The sequence below is a fragment of the Variovorax sp. Soil_C_33 genome (assembly GCF_057656935.1).
Genome location: NZ_JBDGJK010000017.1, coordinates 22,926 through 49,489, shown reverse-complemented (window position 1 = coordinate 49,489; position 26,564 = coordinate 22,926). Strand labels below are relative to the sequence as shown.

The window sequence follows — 26,564 nt, the reverse complement described above, 5'->3', positions numbered from 1 at the left end:
ATCGTTCACCCTGTCTCCTTCGAACCTCCGCCCCACCCTCGCGACTACTTGATCTGGCTTTCCTTGTAGTAGCCGCTGTCGACCAGTGCCTGCTTCCAGTTCGAAGCGTCGACGCTGACCGGCTTGAGCAGGTAGGACGGCACGACCTTGACGCCGTTGTTGTAGGTCTTGGTGTCGTTCACTTCCGGCGTCTTGCCCGCGAGCATCGCGTCCACCATGTTCACCGTCACCTTGGCCAGTTCGCGCGTGTCCTTGAACACGGTCGCCGTCTGTTCCTTGCGCAGGATCGACTTGACCGAGGGCACCTCGGCGTCCTGCCCCGTCACCACCGGCATCGGCTGCTGGGCCGAGCCGTAGCCCACGCCCTTGAGCGAGGAGATGATGCCGATCGACAGGCCGTCGTAGGGCGAGAGCACCGCATCGACGCGGTCCTTGGTGTAGTACGCCGACAGCAGGTTGTCCATGCGCGCCTGCGCCACCGCGCCGTCCCAGCGCAGCGTCGAGACCTTGTCCATGCCCAGCTGCTTGCTGCGCACGACCAGCTTGCCGCTGTCGATGTAGGGCTTGAGCACCGACATCGCGCCGTTGTAGAAGAAGAAGGCGTTGTTGTCGTCCGGCGAGCCGCCGAAGAGCTCGATGTTGTACGGGCCCTTGCCTTCCTTCAGCTTGAGCGCCTGCTCGATGTAGCCCGCCTGCAGCACGCCGACCTGGAAGTTGTCGAAGGTCGCGTAGTAGTCGACGTTCTTCGAGCCCTTGATGAGCCGGTCGTAGGCGATGACCTTGACGCCCTTGTCGGCCGCCTTCTGCAGCACGTCCGACAGGGTGCTGCCGTCGATCGCGGCGATCACCAGCACCTTGGAGCCCTTGGTCACCATGTTCTCGATCTGCGCGAGCTGGTTCGGGATGTCGTCGTCGGCGTACTGGAGATCGGTCTTGTAGCCCTTCTCCTTGAAGTACTTGACCATGTTGTTGCCGTCGGCGATCCAGCGCGCCGAGGACTTGGTCGGCATCGAGATCGCGATCGGGCCCTTGTCCTGGGCCTGGGCCAGCGGGGCGAGGCCGATCAGGCTCACGGCGGCGCCCGCGAGCAGGGTCTTGAGAAAGATGCGTTTCATTGAGGTGTCTCCTTCGTTTGCGGTTCATGCGCGCCGCTCGCGCGGCGCGCCGGTGATGCTCAGTACTTTCTTTTCGGGAATTCCTTGGCGGCCACTTCCATCGGGAAGATGGTCTCCTCCGTCACGATGCGCTTCGGAACGGGCTTGCCGGCCTTGATGTCCTTCACGGCCGTCATCAGCTGCGGGCCGAGCAGCGGGCTGCATTCGACCGACACGTTGAGCTTGCCGGCCATCATGGCCTCGAAGGCGCCCTTGACCGCATCGATCGAGATGATCGTGATGTCCTTCGCCGGCTTCAGGCCCGCTTCCTCGATGGCCTGGATCGCGCCGATCGCCATGTCGTCGTTGTGCGCGTAGAGCACGTTGATCTTCTTGCCCTCGGCCTTGAGGAAGGCTTCCATCACTTCCTTGCCCTTGGCGCGCGTGAAGTCGCCGGTCTGCGAGCGGATGATCTTGAACTTCGGGTCGGCCTTGATGATTTCCTCGAAGCCCTTCTTGCGGTCGATCGCCGGCGCCGAGCCCACGGTGCCCTGCAGCTCGACGATGTTGACCTCGCCCTTCTGGTCCTTCATCTTCTCGACCAGCCAGCGCCCGGCCTTGCGGCCTTCTTCGACGAAGTCGGAGCCCATGAAGGTGACGTAGAGCGAGTCGTCCTTGGTGTTGACGGAGCGGTCGGTCAGCACCACCGGGATCTTGGCGGCCTTGGCTTCGCGCAGCACCGTTTCCCAGCCCGACTCGACCACCGGCGAGAACGCGATGACATCGACCTTCTGCGCGATGAAGGAGCGGATCGCCTTGATCTGGTTCTCCTGCTTCTGCTGGCCGTCGGAGAACTTGAGCTCGATGCCGGCCTCCTTGGCGGCCGACTTGATCGACTCGGTGTTGGCGGTGCGCCACTCGCTTTCGGCGCCGACCTGGGCGAAGCCGAGAACGATTTTCTTCTGCGCCAGCGCCGTGCCCGGCAGCAGCACGGCCAGCGAGGCGCTTGCGAGGGCAAGGGTGAGCGTGCGACGGTTCAGTTTCATGGTCTGTCTCCTGTGGTTGTCGTGGTGAAAAAACTTAAGCGGCCGGGTGCCTGCGTCAGGCCATCACGTATCCCGTCTTGACCGTGGTGTAGAACTCGGCCGCGTAGCGCCCCTGCTCCCGCGGCCCGTAGCTCGAGGCCTTGCGGCCGCCGAAGGGCACGTGGTAGTCGACGCCCGCGGTCGGCAGGTTGACCATGGTCATGCCCACCTTGGCATGGCGCTTGAAATGCATGGCGCGCTGCAGCGAACCGGTGCAGATGCCGGCGCACAGGCCGAAGGGCGTGTCGTTGGCCAGCACCAGCGCATGCTCGTAGTCGTCGGCGCGCAGCACGCAGGCGACCGGGCCGAAGATCTCCTCGCGCGCCACGCGCTGATGGGGCCGGGCCAGGAACAGGGCCGGGCTCATGTAGTGGCCCGCGGTCGGCCGCGTGAGCAGTTCGCCGCCCCACACGTGCTCGGCGCCCTCCTCGATCGCGGCCGCGATCGAGGCCATGTTCTGCCCGAGCTGGCGGTGGTCGACCACCGGGCCGATGTCGACGCCGCGCTCCAGCGCATGCCCGACCTTGAGCGCGGCCATGCGGCGGCGCAGGCGCGCGACGAAGGCATCGTGCACCGGCGCTTCGACGATCAGCCGGCTCGAGGCGGTGCAACGCTGCCCGGTCGAGAAATACGCGCCCTGCACCGCGCAGTCGACGGCGAGCTCGAGGTCGGCGTCGGCCAGCACCACGAGCGGATTCTTGCCGCCCATTTCGAGCTGCACCTTGGCGTGCCGCGCCGATGCGGCCCGCAGGATGCGCTCGCCGGTCTCGACCGAGCCGGTGAAGCTGATCGCATCGACCAGCGGGCTGTCGACGATCGCCTGGCCCACCTCGCGGCCGCTGCCCATCACCAGGTTGAAGGTGCCGGCCGGCAGCGCCGCGCGGCTGATGATCTCTGCGAGGGCCCAGCCGCAGGCCGGCACCAGTTCGGCCGGCTTGAACACCACGCTGTTGCCGTAGGCCAGCGCGGGCGCGATCTTCCAGGCGGGGATGGCGAGCGGAAAGTTCCAGGGCGCGATCAAGCCGACCACGCCGACGGGCTCGCGCGTCACGTCGACCTGCACGCCCGGCCGCATCGAGGACATCGTCTCGCCGCCGGCGCGCAGCGCCTCGCCGGCGAAGAACTTGAAGATCTGGCCCGCGCGCGTCGCTTCGGCGATGGCCTCGGCCAGGGTCTTGCCTTCCTCGCGCGCCAGCAGCACGCCGAGCTCTTCGCGGCGCGCCAGCAGTTCGCTGCCGATCTGGTCGAGCACGTCGGCGCGGCGCTGCGGCGTGGTCCGGCTCCAGTGCGGGAAGGCATCGACTGCCGCGCGGATCGCAGAGTCGGTCTGGCTGCGGTCGGCGCGTGCGTACTCGGCCACCACCTCGCGCGTGTCGGAGGGGTTTTCGCTCAGGCCGCTGGTCACGCCGGTTTCCCAGCGGCCGTTGATGTACTGCCTGGCGTTCTGTTGGAGATGGCTGCGCTTCAAAGTGGGGCGAGTTTAGGAACCACACCCATATCTTTCCAATCAATATTTGGATCAAATCGATATCAGAAACAGCATTCAGGTAAACCCCATGACCAACTACACGCACTGGTTCATCCGTGCGCGCCTCAAGACCCGCCAGCTGCTGCTGCTCGTGGCCCTGGCCGAGGAGGGCAACATCCATCGCGCGGCCCAGGTGCTCAACATGACGCAGCCCGCGGCCTCGAAGCTGCTGAAGGACCTGGAGGACGTGCTGGAGGTCTCGCTCTTCGAGCGCCTGCCGCGCGGCATGCGCCCGACCTGGTACGGCGAGACCATGATCCGCCACGCGCGCGAGGCGCTGGCAAGCCTCAACCAGGCGCACGACGAGCTAGTCGCGCTGAAGGCCGGCAGCTTCGGCCAGGTCGGCATCGGTGCGGTCACCTCGCCCGGCCTGGTGCTGCTGCCACCGGCGATGGAGGCCGTGAAGCGCGAGCAGCCGAACCTGCGCATCTCGCTCGATATCGAGACCAGCCCGGTGCTGTTCGAGCGGCTCGAGCAGGGCAAGCTGGACATCCTGGTCGCGCGCCTGTTCGCGGAGCACGACAAGTCGAACCTGCGCTACGAGGCGCTGGTCGAGGAGCCGGTGTGCGCGCTCGTGCGCCCCGGGCATCCGCTGCTTGGCATGACAGGCCTGGGCCTGCGCGACGTGGTGTCCGCCGGCTGGATCGTGCCGCCCGCGGGCAGCGTGCTGCGCCATCGCTTCGACCTGATGTTCCAGGAGGAAGGCCTCGCGCCGCCGATCAACGTGATCGAGACGGCAGCGCTGCTGTTCATCACGCGCATGCTGCAGCAGAGCGACATGATCGCCGTCCTCGCGACCGACGTGGCGCGCTACTACGCCGCGCACGGCATCGGGGCCGTGCTGCCGGTCGACATGCCCTGCCACATGGACGCCTTCGGCCTCATCACGCGCACCGACCGGCTGCCCTCGCCGGCGGCCAAGGTGATGATGAAGGCGTTGAAGGCGCAATGCCTGGCGGTGTATGGGAGGCGGCTGGAGGCGGATTAGTCCGGGGGCGGAGGCGGGCGGTGTGCCCTGTGTCGGCCGACGTCACTGGCCCTTCGGGCTTCCCTGCGCTGCTCGGCAGTGCCTCAACGGCCGGTCCAGGGCACACCGCCCGCCTCCGTGGACGCGCTGCAGTCTTGCTCCCTCTCCCTCCGGGAGAGGGCTGGGGTCGACCGGCCCGCAGCGCATGCCGGGCGCCATCCATGGGGCGAGCGTGGCAACTCAAACGGGCCCTAAACCCAGCCCGCATCCACCTTGAACTCCTGCGCCGTGCACATCGCCGCATCGTCCGAGGCAAGGAACAGCACCATGCGCGCGATGTCCTGCGGCTGCAGCTTGTCGGGCAGGCACTGGTTGCGCTTGATCTCGCGCTCGCCCTCGGCGTCGAGCCAGAGCTTGATCTGGCGTTCGGTCATCACCCAGCCCGGCGACACCGTGTTGATGCGGATGCGGTCCTCGCCCAGCGGCCTGGCGAGCCCGCGCGTGAGGCCGTTGACCGACGATTTCGCGATCGCATAACAGGGGTAGGCACCGCCCTTGCCCTGCCACCCGGTCGAGCCGAGATTGACGATCGAGCCGAAGCCCAGGCGCCGCATGCCAGGCACCACCGACTGGATGGCGAAGAAGGCGGGCCGCTCGTTGATCGCCATGCGCTCCTCGTAATAAGCCGGCGTGACGGACTCGAGCGTGTGGCGATCGTCGCTCGCGACGTTGTTGACCAGCACCGCGAAATCGCCCAGTTCTGCGGCCGCCTCGGCAATGCACGACTGCAGCGCCGCCACGTCGCGCACATCGCAGACGCGCCACCACGGCTCGGCATGGCCCGCCTCGGCCAGTTGCCGCGCGAGCGCATCGCTCGCGCCCTCGGCGATGTCGACGAAAGCCACGCGCGCGCCCTGCTCCACGAAGGCGCTCACCATCGCGGCGCCGATGCCGCTGCCGCCGCCGGTAATGAAAACCGGCCTTCCCTTCAGGCTCGGATAGGTGGAAAGTGCTGGGGCGGAACTCATGGGTGTCTCCAAAATATGAGATTGCAATTCACGTATCAATCAATACGCAAATAATTGATTTCTAATATCAATATGCCTTGATACGATCCGCCGCGTCAAGGGACACCGCTGGAGACAAGCTTGAACAGTACACCCCCGCCCACGGTTCTCGGAGCCCCGCGCTGCATCTGGCCGGCCGGCGCGACGCTCGGCGAAGGCACGCTGTGGTCGGTGCGCGAACAGGCGCTCTACTGGGTCGACATCCTCGAGCGCCGGCTGCATCGCTTCGACCCCACCGGCGGCGAGCGCAAGAGCTGGGATTTCGACGAGGAGATCTCGGCGCTGGCCGAGCGGGCGCAGGCCCCTGGCCTGATCGTCACGCTGCGCCGCGGCTTCGCGCTCTTCGATCCGGCGGCGAGCGGGCTGCCGCCCAAGTACCTGCACCAGCCCGAGCTCGACCTGCCGGCCAACCGCTTCAACGACGGCAAGTGCGACGCACAAGGCCGCTTCTGGGGCGGCACCATGGACTTCGCCTGCGAGGCGCCGACCGGTGTGCTCTACCGCTTCGACCCCGACGGCCGCGCAAGCCGCCATGACCAGGGCTTCGCCGTGACCAACGGCCCGACCTGGTCGCTCGATGGAAGGACGATGTACTTCAACGACACCGTTGCCGGCCGCATCTACGCCTACGACTTCGACATGGCCGCCGGCACGCTGGCCAACAAGCGCCAGTGGCTACGCTTCGCGCGCGGCGACGGCCTGCCCGACGGCATGACCACCGACGCCACCGGCCGGCTCTGGATCGCGCATTGGGGCGGCGCCTGCGTGAGCTGCCACGACCCGGTCAGCGCCGAAGAACTCTGCCGCGTGAAGCTGCCCACCAGTCACGTCACCAACTGCGCTTTCGGCGATGCGGACCTGCGCACCCTCTACATCACGAGCGCGACCAGCGGCCTGACTACAGCCCAGCGCGCAGCCGAGCCCGAGGCGGGCGGCCTGTTCGCGGTGCGCATCGACAGCCCCGGCCTGCCGGCGCCCTTGTTCGGCGGCTAGAAGTCCGGCAAGACCATGTCGCGCTGGCGCCGCGCCGTCCCCGGCGACACGCCGATGAAGCGCTTGAAGGAACGGCTGAACGCCGCCTCCGACTGGTAGCCGAGCTGGCTCGCCAGCTCGACCGGCCGCGCGTTCTTCTCCTGCAGCATCGTCAGTGCGACATGCATGCGCCAACGCGCCACGTAGTGCATCGCCGGCTCCCCGACCAGCGCCGTGAAGCGCGCCGCAAAGGCCGAGCGCGACATCGCGACCTCGGCCGCCAGCGAGGCCACCGTCCACGGCCGCGCGGGATCGCGGTGGATGAGCGAGATGGCGCGGCCGATCTGCCGGTCCTGCAGCGCGCCCAGCCAGCCGGTGCGCGCCGCGGGATCGCGCGCCATCCACGAGCGGATCGCCTGGATCACGAGGATGTCGGCCAGCCGCGTGATGATGGTTTCGCCGCCCGGCTGCATGGCGCGCGCTTCGGCAGCCATGAAGCGCAGCGTGCTGCCGAGCCAGTCGGCCTCGGGCGACGCCGACGCATCCATGCGGATCACGCTGGGCAGCAGCTTGACCAGCCGGTGCGCGGCCGGGTGGTCGAAGCGCACCGCGCCGCAGACCAGGTGGGTGGGCGCGCCGCCGCCGCCGTGCCGCAGCACCTCGTAGCGGTCGCTCTGCTCTTCGCGCGGCAGATCGAAGAGCGCCGGCGCCTCGGCCCCGGGCTCGCTCAACAGCCGATGACCCGCGCCGTGCGGCACCAGCGCGAAATCGCCGGGCTGCAGCAATTGCGGCTCGCTGCCCTCGACCTCGAGCCAGCAGGGGCCGGTGGTCACGGCATGGAACATCAGGCTGTCGGCCATCGGCGGCACCGCCACCCCCCAGGGCGCCGTGAACTCGGAGCGGCAATAGAAGATGCCGCTCATGCGCAGGAAGTGCAGCGCTTCGCCGAGCGGATCCACGGGCACCAAGATGTCTTTGAGCTTCATGCGGGCAGTATGCGGAGCTCCTGCGCCATCGTCCAGCGTGCCTGGACGAATGAGCATGAATCAGCGATTTTCAAACATTGATAGGCCTGGATTACGCGACGATAGTAGACGCCATGTCAACCCAACCCAAGGAGCAGCGGACATGAGCAACACCACCCCCACCATCACCGTCATGGGCGCCACCGGCCACACGGGCGGCAACATCGCCAGGCGGCTGCTGGCCGCAGGCGCCAAGGTCCGCGCCCTCGGCCGCAACCCCGACAAGCTGGCCGTGCTCGAACGCGCCGGCGCTGAGGTGCTGGCGGGCGACACCTGCGACCCGGCTTTTCTCGCCGAGGCCTTCCGCGGCGCCGATGCCGTCTACACGCTGCTGGCCACCGACCGCGGGGCGCCCGACTACCGGGCCCGGCAGGACCAGGAAGGCGAGGCCATCGCCGAAGCCCTGCGCGCGAGCGGCGTGCGCCATGTGGTCGCGCTCAGCAGCCTCGGCGCGGACCTGGCCGAAGGCACGGGCGTGATCGCCGGCCTGCATGCGCAGGAAGAGCGGCTGAAGCGGATCGCAGGCGTCCACCTGCTGCTGCTGCGCCCGGCCTCCTTCTTCGAGAACTTCTACGACGCGCTGGGGCAGATCAAGGAAGCCGGCGTGATGGCGGACACCGTCGAGCCCGACATCGCCGTTCCGATGATCGCGACCGACGACATCGCCCAGGTCGCGGCCCGGGCGCTGCTGGCCCGCGACTGGACCGGCGTCGCCGTGCGCGAACTGCTCGGCCAGCGCGACCTGAGCCACAGCGAGGTGGCACGCATCCTGGGCGAGCGCATCGGCAAGCCCGAGCTCGCCTATGTCCGGCTCTCCGAGGCCGAGATGAGCGGCGCCATGGTCGAGGCCGGCCTGTCGGCCAGCTTTGCCGGGCTGTACATCGAGATGACGCGCGCCTTCGACGAAGACCGGGTCGGGCCGAGCGCGGGGCGCAACGCCGCCAACACCACGGCCACGCGCTTCGAGGACTTCGCCGAGGAGTTCGCCAGCGTCTACGCGGCGATGTGACCGGCCTTTGTCGCGCTAGCGCCGCCAGGAAGACCACCAGATGTCTGCGCTGCGAATGGTGATTTCGCTGCAGCGGCCGCTGCCCGCCAGTTGCATCGCAAGGGCGCGCAGCCGCGGCATGTGGCGATCGAGGGTGGCCGAGAGGCTCTCTTCGTCCGGCGTTGCGCCGAGTGCGATCAAGGCTTCGTTGTTGACGCGAACCATCACCTTCCCCTGCGAGTTCTCGATCGCGAACTGGTGGCCAGGCCGTTTGAGATCGGAAGAGCTGATGGGCATCGCGCGGCTCCTTCAGAGTTTTCCCGAACTTCGCGAAGGCCGATGGCAGCTGGCGTAGGAACAGCCCGCGCTCCTGTTCCCGAAAAGGCCTACAGGAGCTGACAGACGAGTCGCTGTCTGACAGCCTGAAGCGCATGCGCCGCGCTTGCGCGCTGCCGCGCCGGCACTCCAATGGCGCGCTGTGCACACCGAATACCAACATCAATTCCTCGGTCCCCAAGACGGCTACCTGTTCGCGGAAGGCACCCACTCGCGGCTCTACGAGCGCCTCGGCTGCCACCTGCAGCCGACGGGAGGTGCGGACTTTGCGGTCTGGGCGCCGAACGCCGAATCCGTGAGCGTGATCGGCGACTGGAACGGCTGGTCGGGCGAAGCCGACTGGCTCGAGTCGCGCGGCGAGCTCGGCATCTGGCAGGGCCATGTCCCTGAGGCCGCGCCGGGGCAGGCCTACAAGTACCGCATTCGCTCGCGCCATGGCGGCTGGCAGGTCGACAAGGCCGATCCCTTCGCCTTCTGCGCCGAGCTGCCGCCGGCCACGGGCTCGCGCATCTGGGCGCTCGACTACAGCTGGAACGACCGCGATTGGATGTCCGCACGCGCGCCGAAGAATGCGCTGGACGCCCCGATGTCCGTCTACGAGGTACACCTCGGCTCGTGGCGGCGCAAGGAGGGCCGCTTCTTCGGCTACCGCGAGCTCGCCCACGAGCTGGCCGACTATGTGATTGCGATGGGCTTCACGCATGTCGAGCTCATGCCCGTGACCGAGCATCCGTTCTACGGCTCCTGGGGCTACCAGACCACCGGCTACTTCGCGCCCACCGCGCGTTTCGGCACGCCGCAGGATTTCATGTACTTCGTCGACCATCTGCACCAGCGCGGCATCGGCGTGCTGCTGGATTGGGTGCCCTCGCACTTCCCGACCGACGAGCACGGCCTCGGCTACTTCGACGGCACCCATCTCTACGAGCATGCCGATCCGCGCCAGGGCTTCCATCCAGAATGGAACTCGAGCATCTTCAACTACGGGCGCAACGAGGTCCGCAGCTTCCTCATCTCGTCGGCCCTGTTCTGGCTCGACAAGTACCACCTCGACGGCCTGCGCGTCGACGCAGTCGCCTCGATGCTCTACCTCGACTACGCACGCCAGCACGGCGGCTGGATTCCCAACCGCTACGGCGGCCGCGAGAACCTGGAAGCGGTCGAATTCCTGCAGACCCTGAACCGCGCGGTGTACCGCGAACATCCCGACACGCTAACCATCGCCGAGGAATCGACCGCCTGGCCGCGCGTCTCGCGGCCGACCGACATGGACGGCCTGGGCTTCGGCATGAAATGGAACATGGGCTGGATGCACGACAGCCTGGCCTTCATGAAGGAAGACCCGGTCCATCGCAAGTACCACCATCACAAGCTCACCTTCTCGCTGGTCTATGCCTTCAACGAGAACTTCGTGCTGCCGCTCTCGCACGACGAGGTGGTCCACGGCAAGGGCTCGCTGCTCAACAAGATGCCGGGCGACCCATGGCAGCAGTTCGCCAACCTGCGCGCTCTGCTCGGCTTCATGTGGGGGCATCCGGGCAAGAAGCTGCTGTTCATGGGCGGCGAGTTCGGGCAGCGGCGCGAATGGAACCATGACGACGAGCTCGAGTGGTGGGTCGCCGCGCTCGAGGGCCATGCAGGCCTGCAGCGTTTCGTGAGGGAACTCAACCGCATCTACCGCGCCACGCCCGCGCTGCACCAGCTCGACTTCTCGGCCGCCGGTTTCGAGTGGGTCGCCGCCGACGACGCCGACCGCAGCGTGTTCGCCTTCCTGCGCAAGCCGCGCGACGGCGAGGCAGCGCCGCTCCTGGTCGTCAGCAACATGACGCCGGTGCCGCGCACCAACTATCTGCTCGGTGTGCCGGCATCGGGCTTCTGGCGCGAGCTCGTCAACAGCGACGCCGGCGAGTTCGGCGGCGCGGGCTGGGGCAACCTCGGCGGCATCGAGTCGGCGCCGGTGCGCGCCCATGGCCGCATGCACTCGCTGTGCCTCACGCTGCCGCCGCTTTCAACCTTGTTCCTAGAGCACGCTCCAGATGGCCGATAAAGACAAGCAAGCCCGTCCTCCTGCCCACCCCGACGGCGCCGACGGCCGCGTGCGCGCCGTGATCGACGCCGTCCTGCCCATCGTGGACGGCGGGCGCTTTCCCGTGAAGCGCGTGGCCGGAGAAACGCTGCGCGTGCAGGCCCACTGCTTCGCCGAGGGCCACGACATGCTGCGCGTGATGCTGCGCTGGCGCAGCGAGGACGACGCCCACGGCGCCGAGCTGCCGATGAAGCCGCTGGGCAACGACGTCTGGGAGGCCGAGTTCGCGCCGCCCGCGATCGGCCGCTACCGCTACACCGTCGCGGCCTGGGTCGATGCCTTCGAGTCCTGGCGCCACGACATGGCACGGCGCGTCGAGCTCGAGGACATCCGCATCGCATCGCAGGTCGGCGCGCTCGAGATCGCGGCGGCCGCCGAACGCGCCAACGGCATAGAGCGCAAGACGCTGGCCCGATGGGGCATGGAACTGCACAGCGCAGCCGTCGCAGACGCGGCCGATGCGACGGTGCTCAAGGCGCTGGCGCTGGACGAAGCGCTGGCCGCGCTCGCCGCCCGCTATCCGGACCGCCGCCTAGCGGCGCAGTATCCGTTGGAGCTGCCGCTGGTGGCCGATCGCGACCGGGCGCGCTTCAGCAGCTGGTACGAGCTGTTCCCGCGCTCGACGGCGACCGAGGCCGGACGCCACGGCAGCTTCAAGGACGTGGCGGCGCGCCTGCCCGCGATCGCGGCCATGGGCTTCGACGTGCTGTACTTCCCGCCGATCCATCCGATCGGCCGCGTGCAGCGCAAGGGCAAGAACAATGCGCTGGTCGCCAAGGCGGACGACGTCGGCAGCCCGTGGGCGATCGGCGCGGCCGAAGGCGGCCACAAGTCCATCCTGCCCGAACTCGGCACGGCCCAGGACTTCCGGCATCTGATTGCGCAGGCGGCCGGACACGGGCTCGAGATCGCGCTCGACATCGCCTTCCAGTGCGCGCCGGACCATCCCTATGTGAAGGCGCACCCCAGCTGGTTCCGCTGGCGGCCGGACGGCAGCGTCCAGTACGCCGAGAACCCGCCGAAGAAATACCAGGACATCTACCCCTTCAACTTCGAGAGCGAGGACTGGCCCGCTCTGTGGGCCGAGCTCAAGAGCGTCTTCGACCACTGGATCGCCGAGGGCGTGAAGATCTTCCGGGTCGACAACCCGCACACCAAGGCCTTCCCTTTCTGGGAATGGGCGATCGGCGAGATCAAGCGCCAGCATCCGGAGGTCATCTTCCTGGCCGAAGCCTTCACGCGGCCGAAGGTGATGCACCGGCTGGCCAAGCTGGGCTTCACGCAGTCCTATACCTACTTCACCTGGCGCAACGACAAGCAGGAGCTCACGGAGTACTTCACCGAGCTCTCGGCGGGACCGGGCAGCGAATATTTCCGTCCCAACGTGTGGCCCAACACTCCCGACATCCTGCACGAGCGCCTGCAGGGCGGCGAGCCCGCGGTCTTCATGGCGCGCCTGGTGCTCGCCGCGACGCTGGCCGCCAACTACGGCATCTACGGCCCCGCCTTCGAACTGCGCGAGCACCTGCCGCGCGAGCCCGGCAGCGAGGAGTACCTGCACTCCGAGAAATACCAGCTGCGCAACTGGAAGCACGACGATCCCGAAAGCCTCGCTCCCTTCATCGCCCGCGTCAACGGCATCCGGCGCGACAACCCCGCGCTCCATGCCGACCGCGGCCTGCGCTTTCTCGCGATCGACAACGACCAGCTGCTGGCCTACGCCAAGCGCTCGGACGACGGCAGCAACGTGGTGGTGACGGTGGTGAACCTCGACCCGCATAACGTGCAGTCCGGCTGGCTCGAGCTCGATCCCGCGTCCATCGATTGCGAGGCCGGGCATCCGTTCCAGATGCACGACCTGCTGAGCAACCAGCGCTTCGTGTGGCAGGGAGATCGTCACTTCGTCCAGCTCGATCCGCACAGCGTGCCGGCCCACATCTTCCGGGTGCGGCGCCGGGTTCGCGACGAGCGCGAGTTCGACTATTTCCAGTGAGGTCTTTCGCCCATGAACGCTCCGGTACCGCACATTGCTCTCGAGACCGTCGAGATCGACAGCAGCGACGATCCGCTGTGGTACCGCGATGCGGTCATCTACCAGCTCAACGTCAAGGCCTTCTTCGATTCCAACGACGACGGCGTCGGTGACTTCAAGGGCGTCACCGCCAAGCTCGACTATGTGAAGGACCTGGGCGTCAACACCATCTGGCTGATGCCCTTCTACCCCTCGCCCTTGCGCGACGACGGCTACGACATCGCCGAGTACGAGGACGTGCACCCACAGTACGGCACGCTGGACGATTTCCGCGAGATGCTCGATGCGGCGCACCGCCGCGGCCTGCGCGTGATCACCGAGCTCGTCATCAACCACACCTCGAGCGACCATCCGTGGTTCCAGGCCGCGCGCCGCGCGCCGCCCGGCTCGCCGGAGCGCGACTTCTATGTCTGGAGCGACAGCGACCAGCTCTACCAGGGCACGCGCATCATCTTCACCGACACCGAGACCTCCAACTGGACCTGGGACCCGCTCGCCAAGGCGTACTACTGGCACCGCTTCTTCAGCCACCAGCCGGACCTGAACTTCGACAACCCGAATGTTCTGGAGGCCGTGTTCAAGACCATGCGCTTCTGGCTCGACATGGGCGTCGACGGCTTCCGGCTGGACGCGATCCCCTACCTGGTCGAGCGCGACGGCACCAGCAACGAGAACCTGCCCGAGACGCACGCGGTGATCAAGAAGCTGCGCGCCGCCATCGACGCGCGCTACAAGAACCGCTTCCTGCTGGCCGAAGCCAACATGTGGCCCGAGGACGTGCGCGAGTACTTCGGCGAGGGCAACGAGTGCCACATGGCCTACCACTTCCCCTTGATGCCGCGCATGTACATGGCGATCGCGCAGGAAGACCGCCACCCGATCGTCGAGATCATCCAGCAGACGCCCGAGATCCCCGAAGGCTGCCAGTGGGCCATCTTCCTGCGCAACCACGACGAGCTGACGCTGGAGATGGTGACCAGCAAGGAACGCGACTACATGTACCTCATGTATGCCGCCGACCTTCGCGCCCGCATCAACGTCGGCATCCGGCGCCGGCTCGCGCCGCTGATGGAGAACGACATCGACCGCGTCAAGCTGATGAACGGCATGCTGCTGTCGATGCCGGGCTCGCCGATCATCTACTACGGCGACGAGATCGGCATGGGCGACAACTTCTTCGTCGGCGACCGCAACGGCGTGCGCACGCCGATGCAATGGAGCCCCGATCGCAACGCCGGCTTCTCGCGCGCCGACCCGCAGCGCCTCTACCTGCAGCCGATCATGGACCCGATGTACGGCTTCGAGGCACTCAACGTGGAGGCGCAGGCGCGCGACGCCAGCTCGCTGCTCAACTGGACGCGGCGCATGCTGGCCGTGCGCAAGACGAGCCATGCCTTCGGGCGCGGCAAGCGCATCTTCCTGAAGCCCGGCAACCGAAAGATCCTGGCCTACCTGAGCGAGTACGGCGAGGACACCATCCTCACGGTCTTCAACCTCTCGCGCGCGGCGCAGCCGGTGGAGCTCGACCTGTCGGCCTACAAGGGCAAGGTGCCGGTCGAGATGCTGGGCCGCACCTCCTTCCCGCCCATCGGCGAGCTGCCCTACCTGCTGACCTTGCCCTCCTACGGCTTCTACTGGTTCCGCCTCGCGGCCGATGCCGAGATGCCGAGCTGGCACCAGGAAGGCGTCGGGCTGCAGGACCGGCCGACGCTGGTGCTGTTCGACGGCTGGACCAGCTTCTTCCGAGACCGCGTGATGCCGTGGCGCATCGGCATGGCCGAACGGATGCTGACGCAGTTCGAGACCGACACGCTGCCGCGCTTCATGGAGATCCAGCGCTGGTACGCCTCCAAGGGCACGCCGATCGAGCGCGCGCGGCTGGTCGACCATGCGGTGTGGGATGCCGGCGAGTTCAGCTGGATGCTGCCGCTGCTGCGGCTCGACGGCCCTGCCGAGCAGTCGACCTACTTCGTGCCGCTTGCGCTGGCATGGGAAGAGCAGGACGAGGAGCGCTTCAACCGCCTGACGCCGGCTGCGCTGGCCAAGGTGCGGCAACAGGCCAACGTGGGCGTCATGGCCGACGCCTTCTACGACGAGGCCTTCTGCCGCGCGGTGGTCGAGGCCATCCGCGCCGGCAAGGAGATCGCCACCAGCGCGGGCCGCCTGCGCTTCACGCCCACCGACGCGTTCAGCGACTTTCCGGTGGACATCGCATCGCTGCCCGTGGCCCGCCCCAGCGCGATGAGCAGCAACACCGTCGTCACCTTCGACGAGACCCTGTTCCTCAAGGGCTATCGCAACCTGCGCGAGGGCGTGAATCCCGAGCTCGAGATGGGTTGGTTCCTGACCAGCGTCGCGCGCTATCCGCACTGCGTGCCGGTCCTGGGCGCGCTCGAATACCTCGGCAACGACGGCCGCGTGGTGACGCTGGCGATGGTGCAGGCCTACGTGACCAACCAGGGCGACGGCTGGGTCTACACGCTCGGCTATCTGGAACGCTTCCTCGAAGAGCTGCGCACGGCGGGCGCCGATGCCATCGCCGCGGCAGCACCGGCCCAGGCGCACGGCGGCTTCCTCGCGCTGATGGCGGTGCTCGGCCGGCGCACGGCCGAGCTGCACCTGGCGCTGGCCGCGCGCACCGGGGACGCGGCCTTCGACCCCGAGCCGCTCGGGCCCGAAGACTTCGAAGCCATGCGCGAGCACGCGCTGGCCGATGCGGCCGCCAGCATGGCGCTGCTGCGCGATCGCCTGCGGCAGCTGCCCGCGACCACGCAGGAAGATGCGCTGGCCCTTCTTTCGCGCCACGAGGCGCTGCAACATCGCATCAGCACGGCCGCCGGAAACGCCGACGGCGGCATCAAGACCCGCTACCACGGCGACTACCACCTGGGCCAGGTGCTGGTGGCCGACAACGACTTCCTCATCATCGATTTCGAAGGCGAACCCACGCGCAGCTTCGAGGAGCGTCGCGCCAAGGGCTCGCCGCTGCGCGACGTCGCCGGCATGCTGCGCTCGTTCAACTACGCGCGCTGGTCGGCCTTGCGGCGCGTGGCGCAGAACGCCGACGAGCTCCAGCGGCTCGACGCACCGGCGCGCGACTGGGAGCTCGCCGCGCGGGAGGCCTTCCTCTCGGCCTATCTGAAGACCATGGCCGCGGCCGAAACGGCGACGCCGATCGATGCGAATCTTCTCGAATTGTTCGAACTTGAAAAGGCGCTGTACGAGCTGCGCTACGAACTCAACAATCGCACCGACTGGGTCCAGGTCCCGCTGCAGGGCCTGCTGGCATTGAACGGTGCCGGCTCATCGCGCTGAACGAGCCACTGGAGAAACGCATCATGGAAAGCTTCGGAATCCACCTGGAGCCCCTGCGGGCCATCCTGTTCCAGATCGGCGCGTTCCTGCCGCGTCTTCTGATCGCGCTCGTCGTCGTGCTGGGCGGCTGGCTGCTCGCCAAGCTGGCGCGCTTCACGGTCGTCAAAGCCCTGCGCGCGATCAACTTCAACGTGCTCACCGAACGCGCCGGCCTCGACAACTTCCTGCGCCAGGGCGGCATGCCCGGCGACACCACCAGCCTGTTCGGCGTGCTGGTGTACTGGCTCGTGATCCTCGCCGCGCTGCTGATCGCCTTCAACGGCCTGGGCCTCACCTACATCACCGACCTGCTGGGCCGCGTTGTCTGGTTCGTTCCCAACATCTTCGTGGCCCTGCTGGTGCTGGCCTTCGGCTCCTACTTCGCGCGCTTCGTCGGCGACACGGTCACCGCCTACGGCCGCAACATCAAGCTGCAGGACGCGGTGTTCCTCGGCAAGCTGGCGCAGTACGCGATCATGGTGTTCGTGGTGCTGATCGCGCTCGACCAGATCAAGGTCGGCGGCGACATCGTCCGCGAGAGCTTCCTCGTGATCCTGGCCGGCGTGGTCTTCGCGCTGGCGCTGGCCTTCGGCCTCGGCGGCAAGGACTGGGCCGCGGAGCGCATCGAGCAATGGTGGCCGCGCGAGCGCAAGAACCCCGCCGACAAGGTCGACGACAAGCTCCCCCGATGAAGACCAACGATCAGATCACCGCAGTCTGGCCCGGCCGCCCCTACCCGCCCGGCGCCCACTGGGACGGCCAGGGCGTCAACTTCGCACTCTTCTCGCAGCATGCGCAGAAAGTCGAACTCTGCCTCTTCGATGAGAACGGCCGCCACGAGCGGCTGCGCATCGCGATGCGCGAGCGCACCGACGACATCTGGCACTGCTACCTGCCCGAGGCGCGCCCCGGGCTGGCCTACGGCTATCGCGTGCACGGCCCCTACAAGCCTGAGGAGGGGCATCGCTTCAATCCGCACAAGCTGGTGCTCGACCCCTATGCCAAGGACACGATCGGCCAGCTGCGCTGGGGCGACGCGCTGTACGGCTACACCGTGGGGAGCAAGCGCGGTGACCTCTCCTTCGACCGCCGCGACAGCGCGCCGCTGATGCCCAAGGGGCGCGTGCTCGAGCCCGCCTTCACCTGGGGCGACGACCGCCGCCCGCAGATCTCGTGGCAGGACATGGTGATCTACGAGCTGCACGTGCGCGGCTTCACGATGACCCATCCCGAAGTGCCGCCGCACCTGCGCGGCACCTACGCGGCACTCGGTTCCACACCGGTGGTGGACTACCTGAAGCGCCTGGGCGTGACCACCGTCGAGCTGCTGCCGGTGCACAGCTTCCTGAACGACCACCACCTGGCGGAGAAAGGGCTGCAGAACTACTGGGGCTACAACACCCTGGCCTACTTCGCGCCCGAGATGCGCTATTGCGCCTCGCTCAAGGTCAAGGAGTTCAAGACCATGGTAAAGACGCTGCACTCGGCAGGCATCGAGGTCATCCTCGACGTGGTCTACAACCACAGCTGCGAAGGCAACCAGCTCGGGCCCACCCTGTCCATGCGCGGCGTCGACAACGCCTCCTACTACATCACCAACGCCGAAAACCGCCGCTTCTACGACGACTTCACCGGTTGCGGCAACACGGTGAATCTCGAGCATCCGCGCGCGCTGCAGCTGGTGATGGACTCGCTGCGCTACTGGGTCGAAGAGATGCACGTGGACGGCTTCCGCTTCGACCTCGCCGCTGCGCTGGCGCGCGAATCGGGCAAGGTCGAGAATCTCGGCGGCTTCTTCGACGCGATCCGCCAGGACCCCACGCTCAACCGCGTGAAGCTGATCGCCGAACCCTGGGACCTCGGCCACGGGGGCTACCGGGTCGGCAACTTCCCCTACGGCTGGGCCGAGTGGAACGACCGTTTCCGCGACGGCGTGCGCGGCTACTGGAAGGGCGACGACGGCGCGATGGGCGATCTTGCGCAACGCCTCACCGGCTCGCAGGATCTCTACGGCTGGTCGGGCCGGCGGCCCCACGCCAGCATCAACTTCGTCACCGCGCACGACGGCTTCACCCTGCAGGACCTGGTCTCCTACAACGAGAAGCACAACGAGGCCAACGGCGAGGACAACCGCGACGGCAACAACCACAACCTGTCGTGGAACTGCGGCGTCGAAGGCCCGAGCGACGACCCGGAGATCCTGGCGCTGCGCGAGCGGCAGAAGCGCAATCTCATCGCCACGCTGCTGCTGTCGCAGGGCGTGCCGATGATCCTGGCCGGCGACGAGCGCGGCCACACGCAGAACGGCAACAACAACGTCTACTGCCAGGACAACGAAACGGCCTGGCTGGACTGGAATCCGAAGCGGGAGGGCGATGCACTGTTCGCCTTCATGCAGCGCGTGATCGCGCTGCGGCGCGCGCATCCCTCCTTTCGCCGCCGCAATTTCTTCCACGGCAAGCCGCTGGAGGGCAGCGCGATCAAGGACGTGTGCTGGCTCAAGCCGGACGGCCGCGAAATGACGCCGGAAGACTGGAACGATGCCCATGCGCGATGCTTCGCGATGCTGATCTCGGGCAACGGCATCGCCGAGCGGGGACCGCGCGGCGAGGCGCTGCGCGACGACGACTTCCTGCTGCTCTTCAATGCCCATCACGACGAGATCGCGTTCGTGCTGCCGGCCGCGAACCACGGCGACTGGCACCTGCTCATCGACACCGCGACGCAGGCACTGCCGCCGGACAAGGCCAGCAGCCCCGAGGAAGAGGCTCCGGCCTGGACCGTGCCGAGCTACCCGCTGCAAGGGCGGTCCTTCGTGCTGATGAGCCGTGCAGCGCGCGGCGCGGAAGAGCCCGAATGAAACGCGTGCACGCCATGCCTTTCGGTGCCGGCGTGCTGCCCGGGGGCGGCGTGCGCTTCGCGCTGTGGGCGCCGGCCGTCGAAGGGGTGGCGCTGGAGCACGGGCCCGACGCCGGCGCGCGCACGCATCGCATGCAGCGCGACGCGCAAGGCTGGCACCGCCTGGACCTGGACGAGGCGCGGCCCGGCGACAGCTATCGCTTCCGCCTGCCGGACGGCCTGCGCGTGCCGGACCCGGCCTCGCGCTTCAACCCGCAGGACGTGCACGGCGCGAGCCGCATCGTCGACCCCGCGGCCTATGCATGGCAGCACCATGGCTGGCGGGGCCGGCCGTGGGCGGAGGCGGTGGTCTACGAACTGCATGTCGGCACCTTCACCGCCGAAGGCACTTTCACGGCCGCACGGCAGCGCCTTCACGCGTTGGCCGAGCTGGGCATCACCGCGGTCGAGCTGATGCCGCTGGCCGACTTTCCGGGACAACGCAACTGGGGCTACGACGGCGTGCTGCAGTTCGCACCCGATGCCGCCTACGGCACGCCCGACGAGCTCAAGGCCCTGGTCGACGACGCCCACGGGCTCGGGATGATGGTGCTGATCGACGTGGTCTACAACCACTTCGGCCCGGAAGGCAACTACCTGCACGCCTACTGCCCTCAGTTCTTCAACCCCGCGCACCAGACGCCGTGGGGTTCGGCCATCAACTACGACGGCGAGGCGTCCCGGACGGTGCGCGACTTCTTCATCCACAACGCGCTCTACTGGGTCGAGGAGTTCGGCTTCGACGGATTGCGGATGGACGCGATCCACGCCATACGCGACGACTCCGGCAAGCACATCGTGCGCGAAATCTGCGAGGCGCTGCGCGATGGGCCGGGCCGCGAGCGGCAGGTGCACGTGGTGCTGGAGAACGATGCGAACCAGGCTTCGCTGCTGGAGCGCGACGCCCGGGGCGCCCCGCTGGCGGGCACCGCGCAATGGAACGACGACCTCCACCATGCGGCCCACGTGCTGATCACCGGCGAGGTCGACGGCTACTACGCCGACTATGCCGATCAGCCGGTGGCGCGCTTCGGGCGCGCGCTGGCCGAAGGCTTCGTCTATCAGGGACAGCCTTCGCGCTTTCGCGACGGCGAGCCGCGCGGCGAGCCCTCCACGCACCTGCCGCTAGGCGCGTTCGTTTCCTACCTGCAAACCCACGACCAGGTCGGCAACCGCGCCTTCGGCGAGCGCATCCACATGCTGGGCGATGCGGCGATGCTGCGCGCGGCCATGGCCTGCGTGCTGCTGTCGCCGCATGTGCCGATGCTGTTCATGGGCGAGGAGTTCGCCGCGTCGACGCCCTTCCAGTACTTCTGCGACTTCGGACCCGAGCTCGCCGACGCCGTCTCGCGCGGCCGGCGCGAGGAGTTCGGCCGATTCAAAGCCTTTGCGGACAAGGCGGCGCGCGCGCGCATCCCCGATCCCAATGCCGAGTCCACCTTCGTGGTCTCCAAGCTGCGCTGGGAGGAACGTGATGTTCCCCACCACAGCGCCCGCCTCGCCGACGTGCGCGAACTGCTGGCCCTGCGGCGGCAGCGCCTGGCCCCTCTGCTGGCGGGCCAGCGCGGCGCCGGCCGTTTTCGCTGCGAAGGCGCGCTGCTGCAAGTCGACTGGACGCTCGGGTCGGGCGCGGCGCTGCACCTGCTTGCGAACTTCGGGCTCGAGGAAATGGCATGCGCGGCGCCGCCCGGCGACTTGCTCTGGTCCATCGGCTCGGCGCAGGCCGCGAATGCCGCGCCGCTGAAGCTGGCGCCCGGCGCGGTGCATGCGACGCTGCTGCAGAAAGAGGCGCGCCTTGGCTGAAGCCGCGCGCGTCGTCCTGGACGACGACGACGCGCTGGGCCGCCTGTGTGCGCACTTCGGCATCGCCACCGGCTACGAGGACGTCTGGGGAACGCGGCGCGCGGTGCCGCGCGAAAGCCTGATCGCCCTGCTGGCGGAACTCGACGTCCGCATCGACGCCGCGACGACGGCCGAGGACGCGCTCGCCGCGGCCCGCCACGCCGAATGGACGCAAGGCCTGCCGCCGGTACATGCGGTGCGGGCCGGGGCGCCGGGCTGGCTGCTGCACCTTCGCCTTCCTGCAACGACCGGCTGGCTGCACTGGCAGCTGGACGAGGAAGCCGGCGCGCAGCACCAGGGCGAATTCGATGCACAGTCCCTGCCGGAGCTCGCGCGGGCCGAACACGGTGGCATGCGCTGGTGCGAGCGCGAGCTCTCGTTCGCGCTGCCGCTGCCGGCCGGCTACCACCGGCTGCGCATCGAGGGGTTGGCTGGCCCGGTCAGCGAGACGCTGATCGTGAGCGCTCCCGCACGCTGCTGGCGCCCGGCGGCATTGCAGGACAGCGGCCGCATCTGGGGGCCGGCGGTGCAGCTGTACGCGCTGCGTTCTCCGCGCAACTGGGGCATCGGCGACTTCGGCGATCTCGCGCAGCTGGTCGCGCAGATGGCCGCGCGCGGCGCCGACATCGTCGGCCTCAATCCGCTGCACGCCCTGTTCCCGCACAACCCGGCGCATGCGAGCCCCTACAGCCCCTCCTCGCGTCGGCAGCTCAACGTGCTGTACATCGACGTCGAGGCGGTCGACGGCTTCGCCGCCTGCGACGCGGCCCGCCAGCTGGTGCACTCGCTCGAGTTCCAGACCCGGCTGGCGCGCCTGCGCGAGGCGCCGCTGGTCGACTACGCGGGCGTGGCGGCGGCGAAGTTCGAGGTGCTGAAGCTTCTTTACGCGCACTTTCGTGAACAGCATCTGTCGGCCGACGGCAGCGCCGCGCGCGACGACGCGGGCCGCGCCTTCCTGGCCTTCGTGGCCGAAGGCGGCGATGCGTTGTACCGCCATGCGCTGTTCGAAGTGCTGCAGGGCCACTTCCACGCGGCCGACGAGGCGGTCTGGGGCTGGCCGGCATGGCCCGAGGCCTTTCGCGATCCCGCCGGCCCCGAGGTCGCCGCCTTCGCGCAGCAGCATGCCGAGCGCGTGCAGTACCACCAGTACCTGCAATGGCTGGCCGAGTGCCAGCTCGCACGCGCCAACGCGTGCTGCAAGACGCTGGGGCTGGGCGTCGGGCTGTACCTCGACCTGGCGGTGTCGGTCGACCGCGCGGGCTCCGAGGTCTGGAGCGAACGGGCCTGCTTTGCCGCCGGCGCCAGCGTGGGCGCGCCGCCGGACGAGTTCAATCCCGGCGGCCAGGGCTGGGGCCTGCCGCCCCTCAGGCCGGACCGCCTGCGCGCCGACCGCTACCGCCTCTTCATCGACACGCTGCGCGCCGACATGAAGAACGCCGGCGCGCTGCGCATCGACCACGTGATGGGGCTGATGCGGCTGTTCTGGATACCGCCCGGGCAAAGCGCCCGCGATGGCGCCTATGTGCATTACCCGCTCGACGAGCTGCTCGCGATCGTCGCGCTGGAGAGCCGGCGCAACCGCTGCATGGTGATCGGCGAAGACCTGGGCACGGTCGCGCCTGAAGTGCGCGAGGCGCTGGCGCGCGTGGACGTGCTGTCCTATCGCGTGCTGTTCTTCGAACGCACGGAGGACGGCGCGTTCAAGTCCGCGGCCGACTATCCGCCCGACGCACTGGCCGCGATCGGCACCCATGACCTGCCGACCCTGGCCGGATGGTGGAGCGGAGAGGACCTGCGGCTGCGGCTGCAGCTCGGCCTGTTTCCCGAGCTGTCGCTGTTCGAGAAGCAGCTCCTCGACCGCGCGCGGGAACGCGTGGGGCTGCTTCTGCAGATCGAGCGCGCGGGTCTGCTGTCGGCCGAGGAAGTCGCCGAGGCCACCGGCCGCCCGACGCTGGCGCCGCGCACGGTCGAGGCGGTGCACGCCTTTCTCGCCGCTGCGCCCTCGGCGATCATGATGGTCCAGCTCGAGGACGCGCTCGGCGTTACGGACCAGGTCAACCTGCCCGGCACCACTGCGGAGCAGCCGAACTGGCAGCGCAAGCTGCCGCTGGACCTGCAGGCGCTGGCGGCGAGCGATGAAGTCGCGGGCCTGTGCGCCGCCATGGCCGCAGCGCGGCCGCGCCGCGCGCCCGCCATCGAACGCCGCGGCAGCGCCCGCACGCCGGTGCCGCGCGCCACCTACCGGCTCCAGTTCCACAAGGGCTTCGGCTTCGACGACGCCATCCGCGTCCTGCCCTACCTCGCCCGCCTGGGCGTGAGCCATATCTACTGCTCGCCGATCCAGCGCGCGCGCGCCGGCAGCATGCACGGCTACGACGTCGTCGCGCACGACGAGATCAACCCCGAGCTCGGCGGGCGCGAGGGCTTCGACCGCTTCGTCGCGGCCTTGCACGAACACGGCATGGGCCAGCTGCTGGACCTGGTGCCCAACCACATGGGCGTGATGGGCGCCGACAACGCATGGTGGATGGACGTGCTGGAGAACGGACCGGCTTCGCTGTTCGCGCAGCATTTCGACATCGACTGGCAGCCGCTCAATCCCGAGCTCAGGGGCAAGGTGCTGCTGCCGGTGCTGGGCGACCACTATGGCGACGTGCTCGCGAGCGGCGATCTGGCGCTGCGCTTCGACGAGGAAGCCGGAAGCCTGGCGCTGCACTACTTCGAGCACCGCTTCCCGCTGGCGCCGGAGACCTATCCGCGCGTGCTCGCGGGCGTCGAGACGCAGGTCGACGATTCGGAGCTCGCGGCGCGCCTGGCGAGCACGGTCTCCGCCTTCGGCCGGCTGCCGGGCCGCGATGCCGAGGACCCCGTCGCCCGGGCCGAGCGCGCCCGCGACAAGGAACTGTTCAAGGCCGACCTGTCCCGTCTTGCCGCCCGCGATCCGGACGCGGCACGCGCGATCGCGGGGCGGATGGCCGAGCTCAACCTGCCGGGCATGCGCGACGATCTGCATGCGCTGATCGAAGCGCAGGCCTGGCGGCTCGCCTACTGGCGGGTGGCCGCGGACGAGATCAACTACCGCCGCTTCTTCGACATCAATTCGCTCGCCGGGCTGCGCATGGAACGCGACGAAGTGTTCGAGGCCACGCAGTCCTTCGCGCTCGACCTGGCCGCGTCCGGCCGCGTCGAGGGTTTGCGCATCGATCATCCGGACGGCCTCTACGATCCGGCGCGCTACTTCCGCCAGCTCCAGGAAGGCTACGCGCGGCGAGCGGGCCTGCTGCTGGCAGCGCCGGATGCGGCAGGCCGGCCCGCGCGCCCGCTCTACGTGGTGGCGGAAAAGATCGTCGCCGAAGACGAGGAGGTGCCCGAAGACTGGCATGTACACGGCACCACCGGCTACCGCTTCGCCAACGTGGCCAACGGCGTGTTGGTCGACACGGCCGCGGCCACGAAGTTCGAGAAGATCTGGCGCAACTTCACCGGCGTCGAGAAGGACTTCGAGACCCTGGCGCGCGACGGCAAACGCGACATCATGCGCACCGCCCTGGCCTCGGAACTCACCATGCTGGCCACCGAACTGCTGCGCATCGCGCGCGCCGACCGGCGCACGCGCGACTACACCTTCAATGCGCTGCGCCGTGCGCTCGGCGAGATCGCGGCCTGCCTGCCGGTGTACCGCACCTACATCATCGAGGCGCCTTCCGCGCAGGACGAACGCCTCATCGCCTGGGCCCGGCGCGAGGCGGAGCGCGGCAGCCAGGATGCCGATCTCACGATCTTCGACTTCGTGCAGCAGACGCTGCTCGGCCGCGCGGTGCCCGGCGCCGATGCCGAACTGCAGCAGCGCGTGCTGCGCCTGGCGATCCGCTTCCAGCAGTTCACTTCGCCGGTCACGGCCAAGGGCGTGGAGGACACCGCCTTCTATCGCTACTTTCCCCTCTGCTCGCTCAACGAGGTGGGCGGCGAGCCGGCGCGCTTCGGCCGCACGGTCGCAGAGTTCCACGAGGCCAGCGCCGATCGCGGCCGGCGCTGGCCGCACACCATGCTGGCCAGCTCCACGCACGACAACAAGCGCTCCGAAGACGTGCGCTGCCGCATCGACGTGCTGTCCGAGATGCCGGCGGCCTGGCGCCTGGCGCTGCGGCGCTGGCGCGGCTTCACCCGGCCGGTGCGCAGGCGGCTGGAAGCCCGAGGCGCACCGGCCGGCGCGCCAACGGCTGCGGACGAGTACCTGCTCTACCAGACGCTGCTGGGCACCCTGCCGCCCGGCGGGCTGGACGACGCGACGCGCGAGCCCTACGCCGAACGCATCGTGCGCTACATGCAGAAGGCGGCGCGCGAATCCAAGCTCAACACCCGCTGGACCAATCCCAACGAAGGCTACGAGCGCGCCCTCGAAGGCTTCGCGCGCGCGCTGCTCAGGCCCGGGCCCGACAACCACTTTCTCGACGAGCTGCAGGTCATGGCCGCGCGGCTCGCATGGTTCGGCGCATTGAACAGCCTCTCGCTCGCGCTGCTGAAATACGGCTCTCCCGGCGTGCCCGACCTGTACCAGGGCAACGAGCTGATGGACCTGAGCCTGGTCGATCCAGACAACCGCCGTCCGGTGGATTTTGGCGTTCGCGAGCAGCTGCTCGACGCGCTCGATGCGCTGGCCAAGGCGCCCGACGTCGCAGCACGCGTGAGCGCGCTCGCGCGCGCACCGCACGACGGCCGGGCCAAGCTCTGGATCATCTGGCGCCTGCTGTCGCTTCGACGCACGCACCCTGTGCTGTTCCGCGAGGGAAGCTACGAACGCCTGGCCGCCGGCGGCGCGAAGGCCGGGCACGTGGTCGCCTTCGCACGCCGGCACGGCGAGCAAGAGCTGGTGCTGATCGCGGGCCGGCTGTTCACCGGCCTCGTCGCCGCCGAGGGCGAGCTGCCGCTGGGCGATGCGTGGCAGGACACGAGCGTGCACATGCAGGATACGCCCGACGGAGCCGCCTTCGAGAACCTGCTGACCGGCGAGACGCTCGAGGTGCAGGGCGGCGTCATCCGCCTCTCAGCCGCGCTGGGCAGCTTTCCCGGTGCGGCGCTGTGGAAGCTTCCGGGAAGGGCCTGAATGGAGGTCGCATCGCTGCACCATCAGCGTCCCTTGTCCTTGAAGACCGACGAAGAGATTCCGCATCCACTGGTGTGCCGGATCCGACTCGAAGCGGCGGCTCCAGTGGATCGACACGGTGAAGGTGCTGCGGGGAAGCTCCGCCCGGAAGCAGCGCATAGCGCTTGGCGTCGGCTGCCTTACGAT

At 68.4% G+C, this 26,564-nt stretch carries 16 protein-coding genes; 10 read left to right on the top strand and 6 right to left on the bottom strand.

Features of this window, described 5'->3' with window-relative positions; genetic code table 11:
• Positions 1 to 44 precede the first annotated feature (44 nt).
• Genes chvE through AC3A6B_RS23255 form a run of 3 tightly spaced genes read right to left on the bottom strand, consistent with a single transcriptional unit; the run spans position 45 to position 3,647 of the window.
• Positions 45 to 1,115 carry a multiple monosaccharide ABC transporter substrate-binding protein gene (gene chvE / locus AC3A6B_RS23265; RefSeq protein WP_487839014.1) on the bottom strand — a complete coding sequence of 357 codons (1,071 nt, stop codon included), beginning with the start codon at positions 1,113 to 1,115 and terminating at the stop codon, positions 45 to 47.
• A 59-nt stretch (positions 1,116 to 1,174) separates the two neighbouring features.
• Entirely contained in the window at positions 1,175 to 2,140 is a 966-nt protein-coding gene (locus tag AC3A6B_RS23260) for an ABC transporter substrate-binding protein (protein ID WP_487839013.1), read from the bottom strand.
• Positions 2,141 to 2,195: 55 nt separating this feature from the next.
• Complete coding sequence (locus AC3A6B_RS23255) at positions 2,196 to 3,647, bottom strand: aldehyde dehydrogenase family protein (RefSeq protein ID WP_487839012.1); 1,452 nt, start codon at positions 3,645 to 3,647, stop codon at positions 2,196 to 2,198.
• Between the two features lie 88 nt (positions 3,648 to 3,735).
• Here AC3A6B_RS23255 and AC3A6B_RS23250 point away from each other — a divergent pair, with 88 nt between their 5' ends.
• On the top strand, positions 3,736 to 4,695 hold the full coding sequence (locus AC3A6B_RS23250) for a LysR family transcriptional regulator (RefSeq protein ID WP_487839011.1): 960 nt from the start codon (positions 3,736 to 3,738) through the stop codon (positions 4,693 to 4,695).
• 230 nt (positions 4,696 to 4,925) lie between these two features.
• On the opposite strand, the gene AC3A6B_RS23245 is transcribed toward AC3A6B_RS23250, so the two are convergent.
• On the bottom strand, positions 4,926 to 5,702 hold the full coding sequence (locus AC3A6B_RS23245; protein WP_487839010.1) for an SDR family NAD(P)-dependent oxidoreductase: 777 nt from the start codon (positions 5,700 to 5,702) through the stop codon (positions 4,926 to 4,928).
• Between the two features lie 120 nt (positions 5,703 to 5,822).
• Between AC3A6B_RS23245 and AC3A6B_RS23240 the strand changes: the two genes are divergently transcribed.
• Complete coding sequence (locus AC3A6B_RS23240; protein ID WP_487839009.1) at positions 5,823 to 6,734, top strand: SMP-30/gluconolactonase/LRE family protein; 912 nt, start codon at positions 5,823 to 5,825, stop codon at positions 6,732 to 6,734.
• Here the strand turns inward: AC3A6B_RS23240 and AC3A6B_RS23235 are convergent.
• Complete coding sequence (locus tag AC3A6B_RS23235) at positions 6,731 to 7,699, bottom strand: AraC family transcriptional regulator (protein ID WP_487839008.1); 969 nt, start codon at positions 7,697 to 7,699, stop codon at positions 6,731 to 6,733. The genes AC3A6B_RS23240 and AC3A6B_RS23235 overlap by 4 nt on opposite strands.
• A gap of 142 nt (positions 7,700 to 7,841) precedes the next feature.
• Between AC3A6B_RS23235 and AC3A6B_RS23230 the strand changes: the two genes are divergently transcribed.
• On the top strand, positions 7,842 to 8,747 hold the full coding sequence (locus tag AC3A6B_RS23230) for an NmrA family NAD(P)-binding protein (RefSeq protein ID WP_487839007.1): 906 nt from the start codon (positions 7,842 to 7,844) through the stop codon (positions 8,745 to 8,747).
• A gap of 15 nt (positions 8,748 to 8,762) precedes the next feature.
• Here AC3A6B_RS23230 and AC3A6B_RS23225 read toward each other — a convergent pair whose 3' ends face one another.
• Positions 8,763 to 9,023 (bottom strand): hypothetical protein, encoded by a 261-nt coding sequence (locus tag AC3A6B_RS23225; RefSeq protein ID WP_487839006.1) that lies wholly within the window; start codon positions 9,021 to 9,023, stop codon positions 8,763 to 8,765.
• A 181-nt stretch (positions 9,024 to 9,204) separates the two neighbouring features.
• Between AC3A6B_RS23225 and glgB the strand changes: the two genes are divergently transcribed.
• Genes glgB through AC3A6B_RS23190 form a run of 7 tightly spaced genes read left to right on the top strand, consistent with a single transcriptional unit; the run spans position 9,205 to position 26,378 of the window.
• The gene (glgB, locus tag AC3A6B_RS23220; protein ID WP_487839005.1) at positions 9,205 to 11,109 is read left to right on the top strand and encodes a 1,4-alpha-glucan branching protein GlgB; all 1,905 of its coding nucleotides are present in this window, start codon (positions 9,205 to 9,207) and stop codon (positions 11,107 to 11,109) included.
• Positions 11,099 to 13,141, top strand: coding sequence for an alpha-1,4-glucan--maltose-1-phosphate maltosyltransferase (locus AC3A6B_RS23215; protein WP_487839004.1), 2,043 nt, complete (start codon positions 11,099 to 11,101; stop codon positions 13,139 to 13,141). Before glgB ends, AC3A6B_RS23215 begins: the two co-directional genes overlap by 11 nt.
• A 12-nt stretch (positions 13,142 to 13,153) precedes the next feature.
• Complete coding sequence (gene treS / locus AC3A6B_RS23210; protein WP_487839003.1) at positions 13,154 to 16,495, top strand: maltose alpha-D-glucosyltransferase; 3,342 nt, start codon at positions 13,154 to 13,156, stop codon at positions 16,493 to 16,495.
• A 23-nt stretch (positions 16,496 to 16,518) separates the two neighbouring features.
• Complete coding sequence (locus tag AC3A6B_RS23205) at positions 16,519 to 17,226, top strand: mechanosensitive ion channel family protein (protein WP_487839002.1); 708 nt, start codon at positions 16,519 to 16,521, stop codon at positions 17,224 to 17,226.
• A complete protein-coding gene (glgX, locus tag AC3A6B_RS23200; protein ID WP_487839001.1) occupies positions 17,223 to 19,394 on the top strand; it encodes a glycogen debranching protein GlgX in 2,172 nt (723 codons plus the stop codon). Before AC3A6B_RS23205 ends, glgX begins: the two co-directional genes overlap by 4 nt.
• Positions 19,391 to 21,235 carry a malto-oligosyltrehalose trehalohydrolase gene (gene treZ / locus AC3A6B_RS23195; RefSeq protein ID WP_487839000.1) on the top strand — a complete coding sequence of 615 codons (1,845 nt, stop codon included), beginning with the start codon at positions 19,391 to 19,393 and terminating at the stop codon, positions 21,233 to 21,235. The genes glgX and treZ overlap by 4 nt, the downstream gene beginning before the upstream one ends.
• On the top strand, positions 21,228 to 26,378 hold the full coding sequence (locus AC3A6B_RS23190) for a malto-oligosyltrehalose synthase (RefSeq protein WP_487838999.1): 5,151 nt from the start codon (positions 21,228 to 21,230) through the stop codon (positions 26,376 to 26,378). Before treZ ends, AC3A6B_RS23190 begins: the two co-directional genes overlap by 8 nt.
• Positions 26,379 to 26,564: the final 186 nt, after the last annotated feature.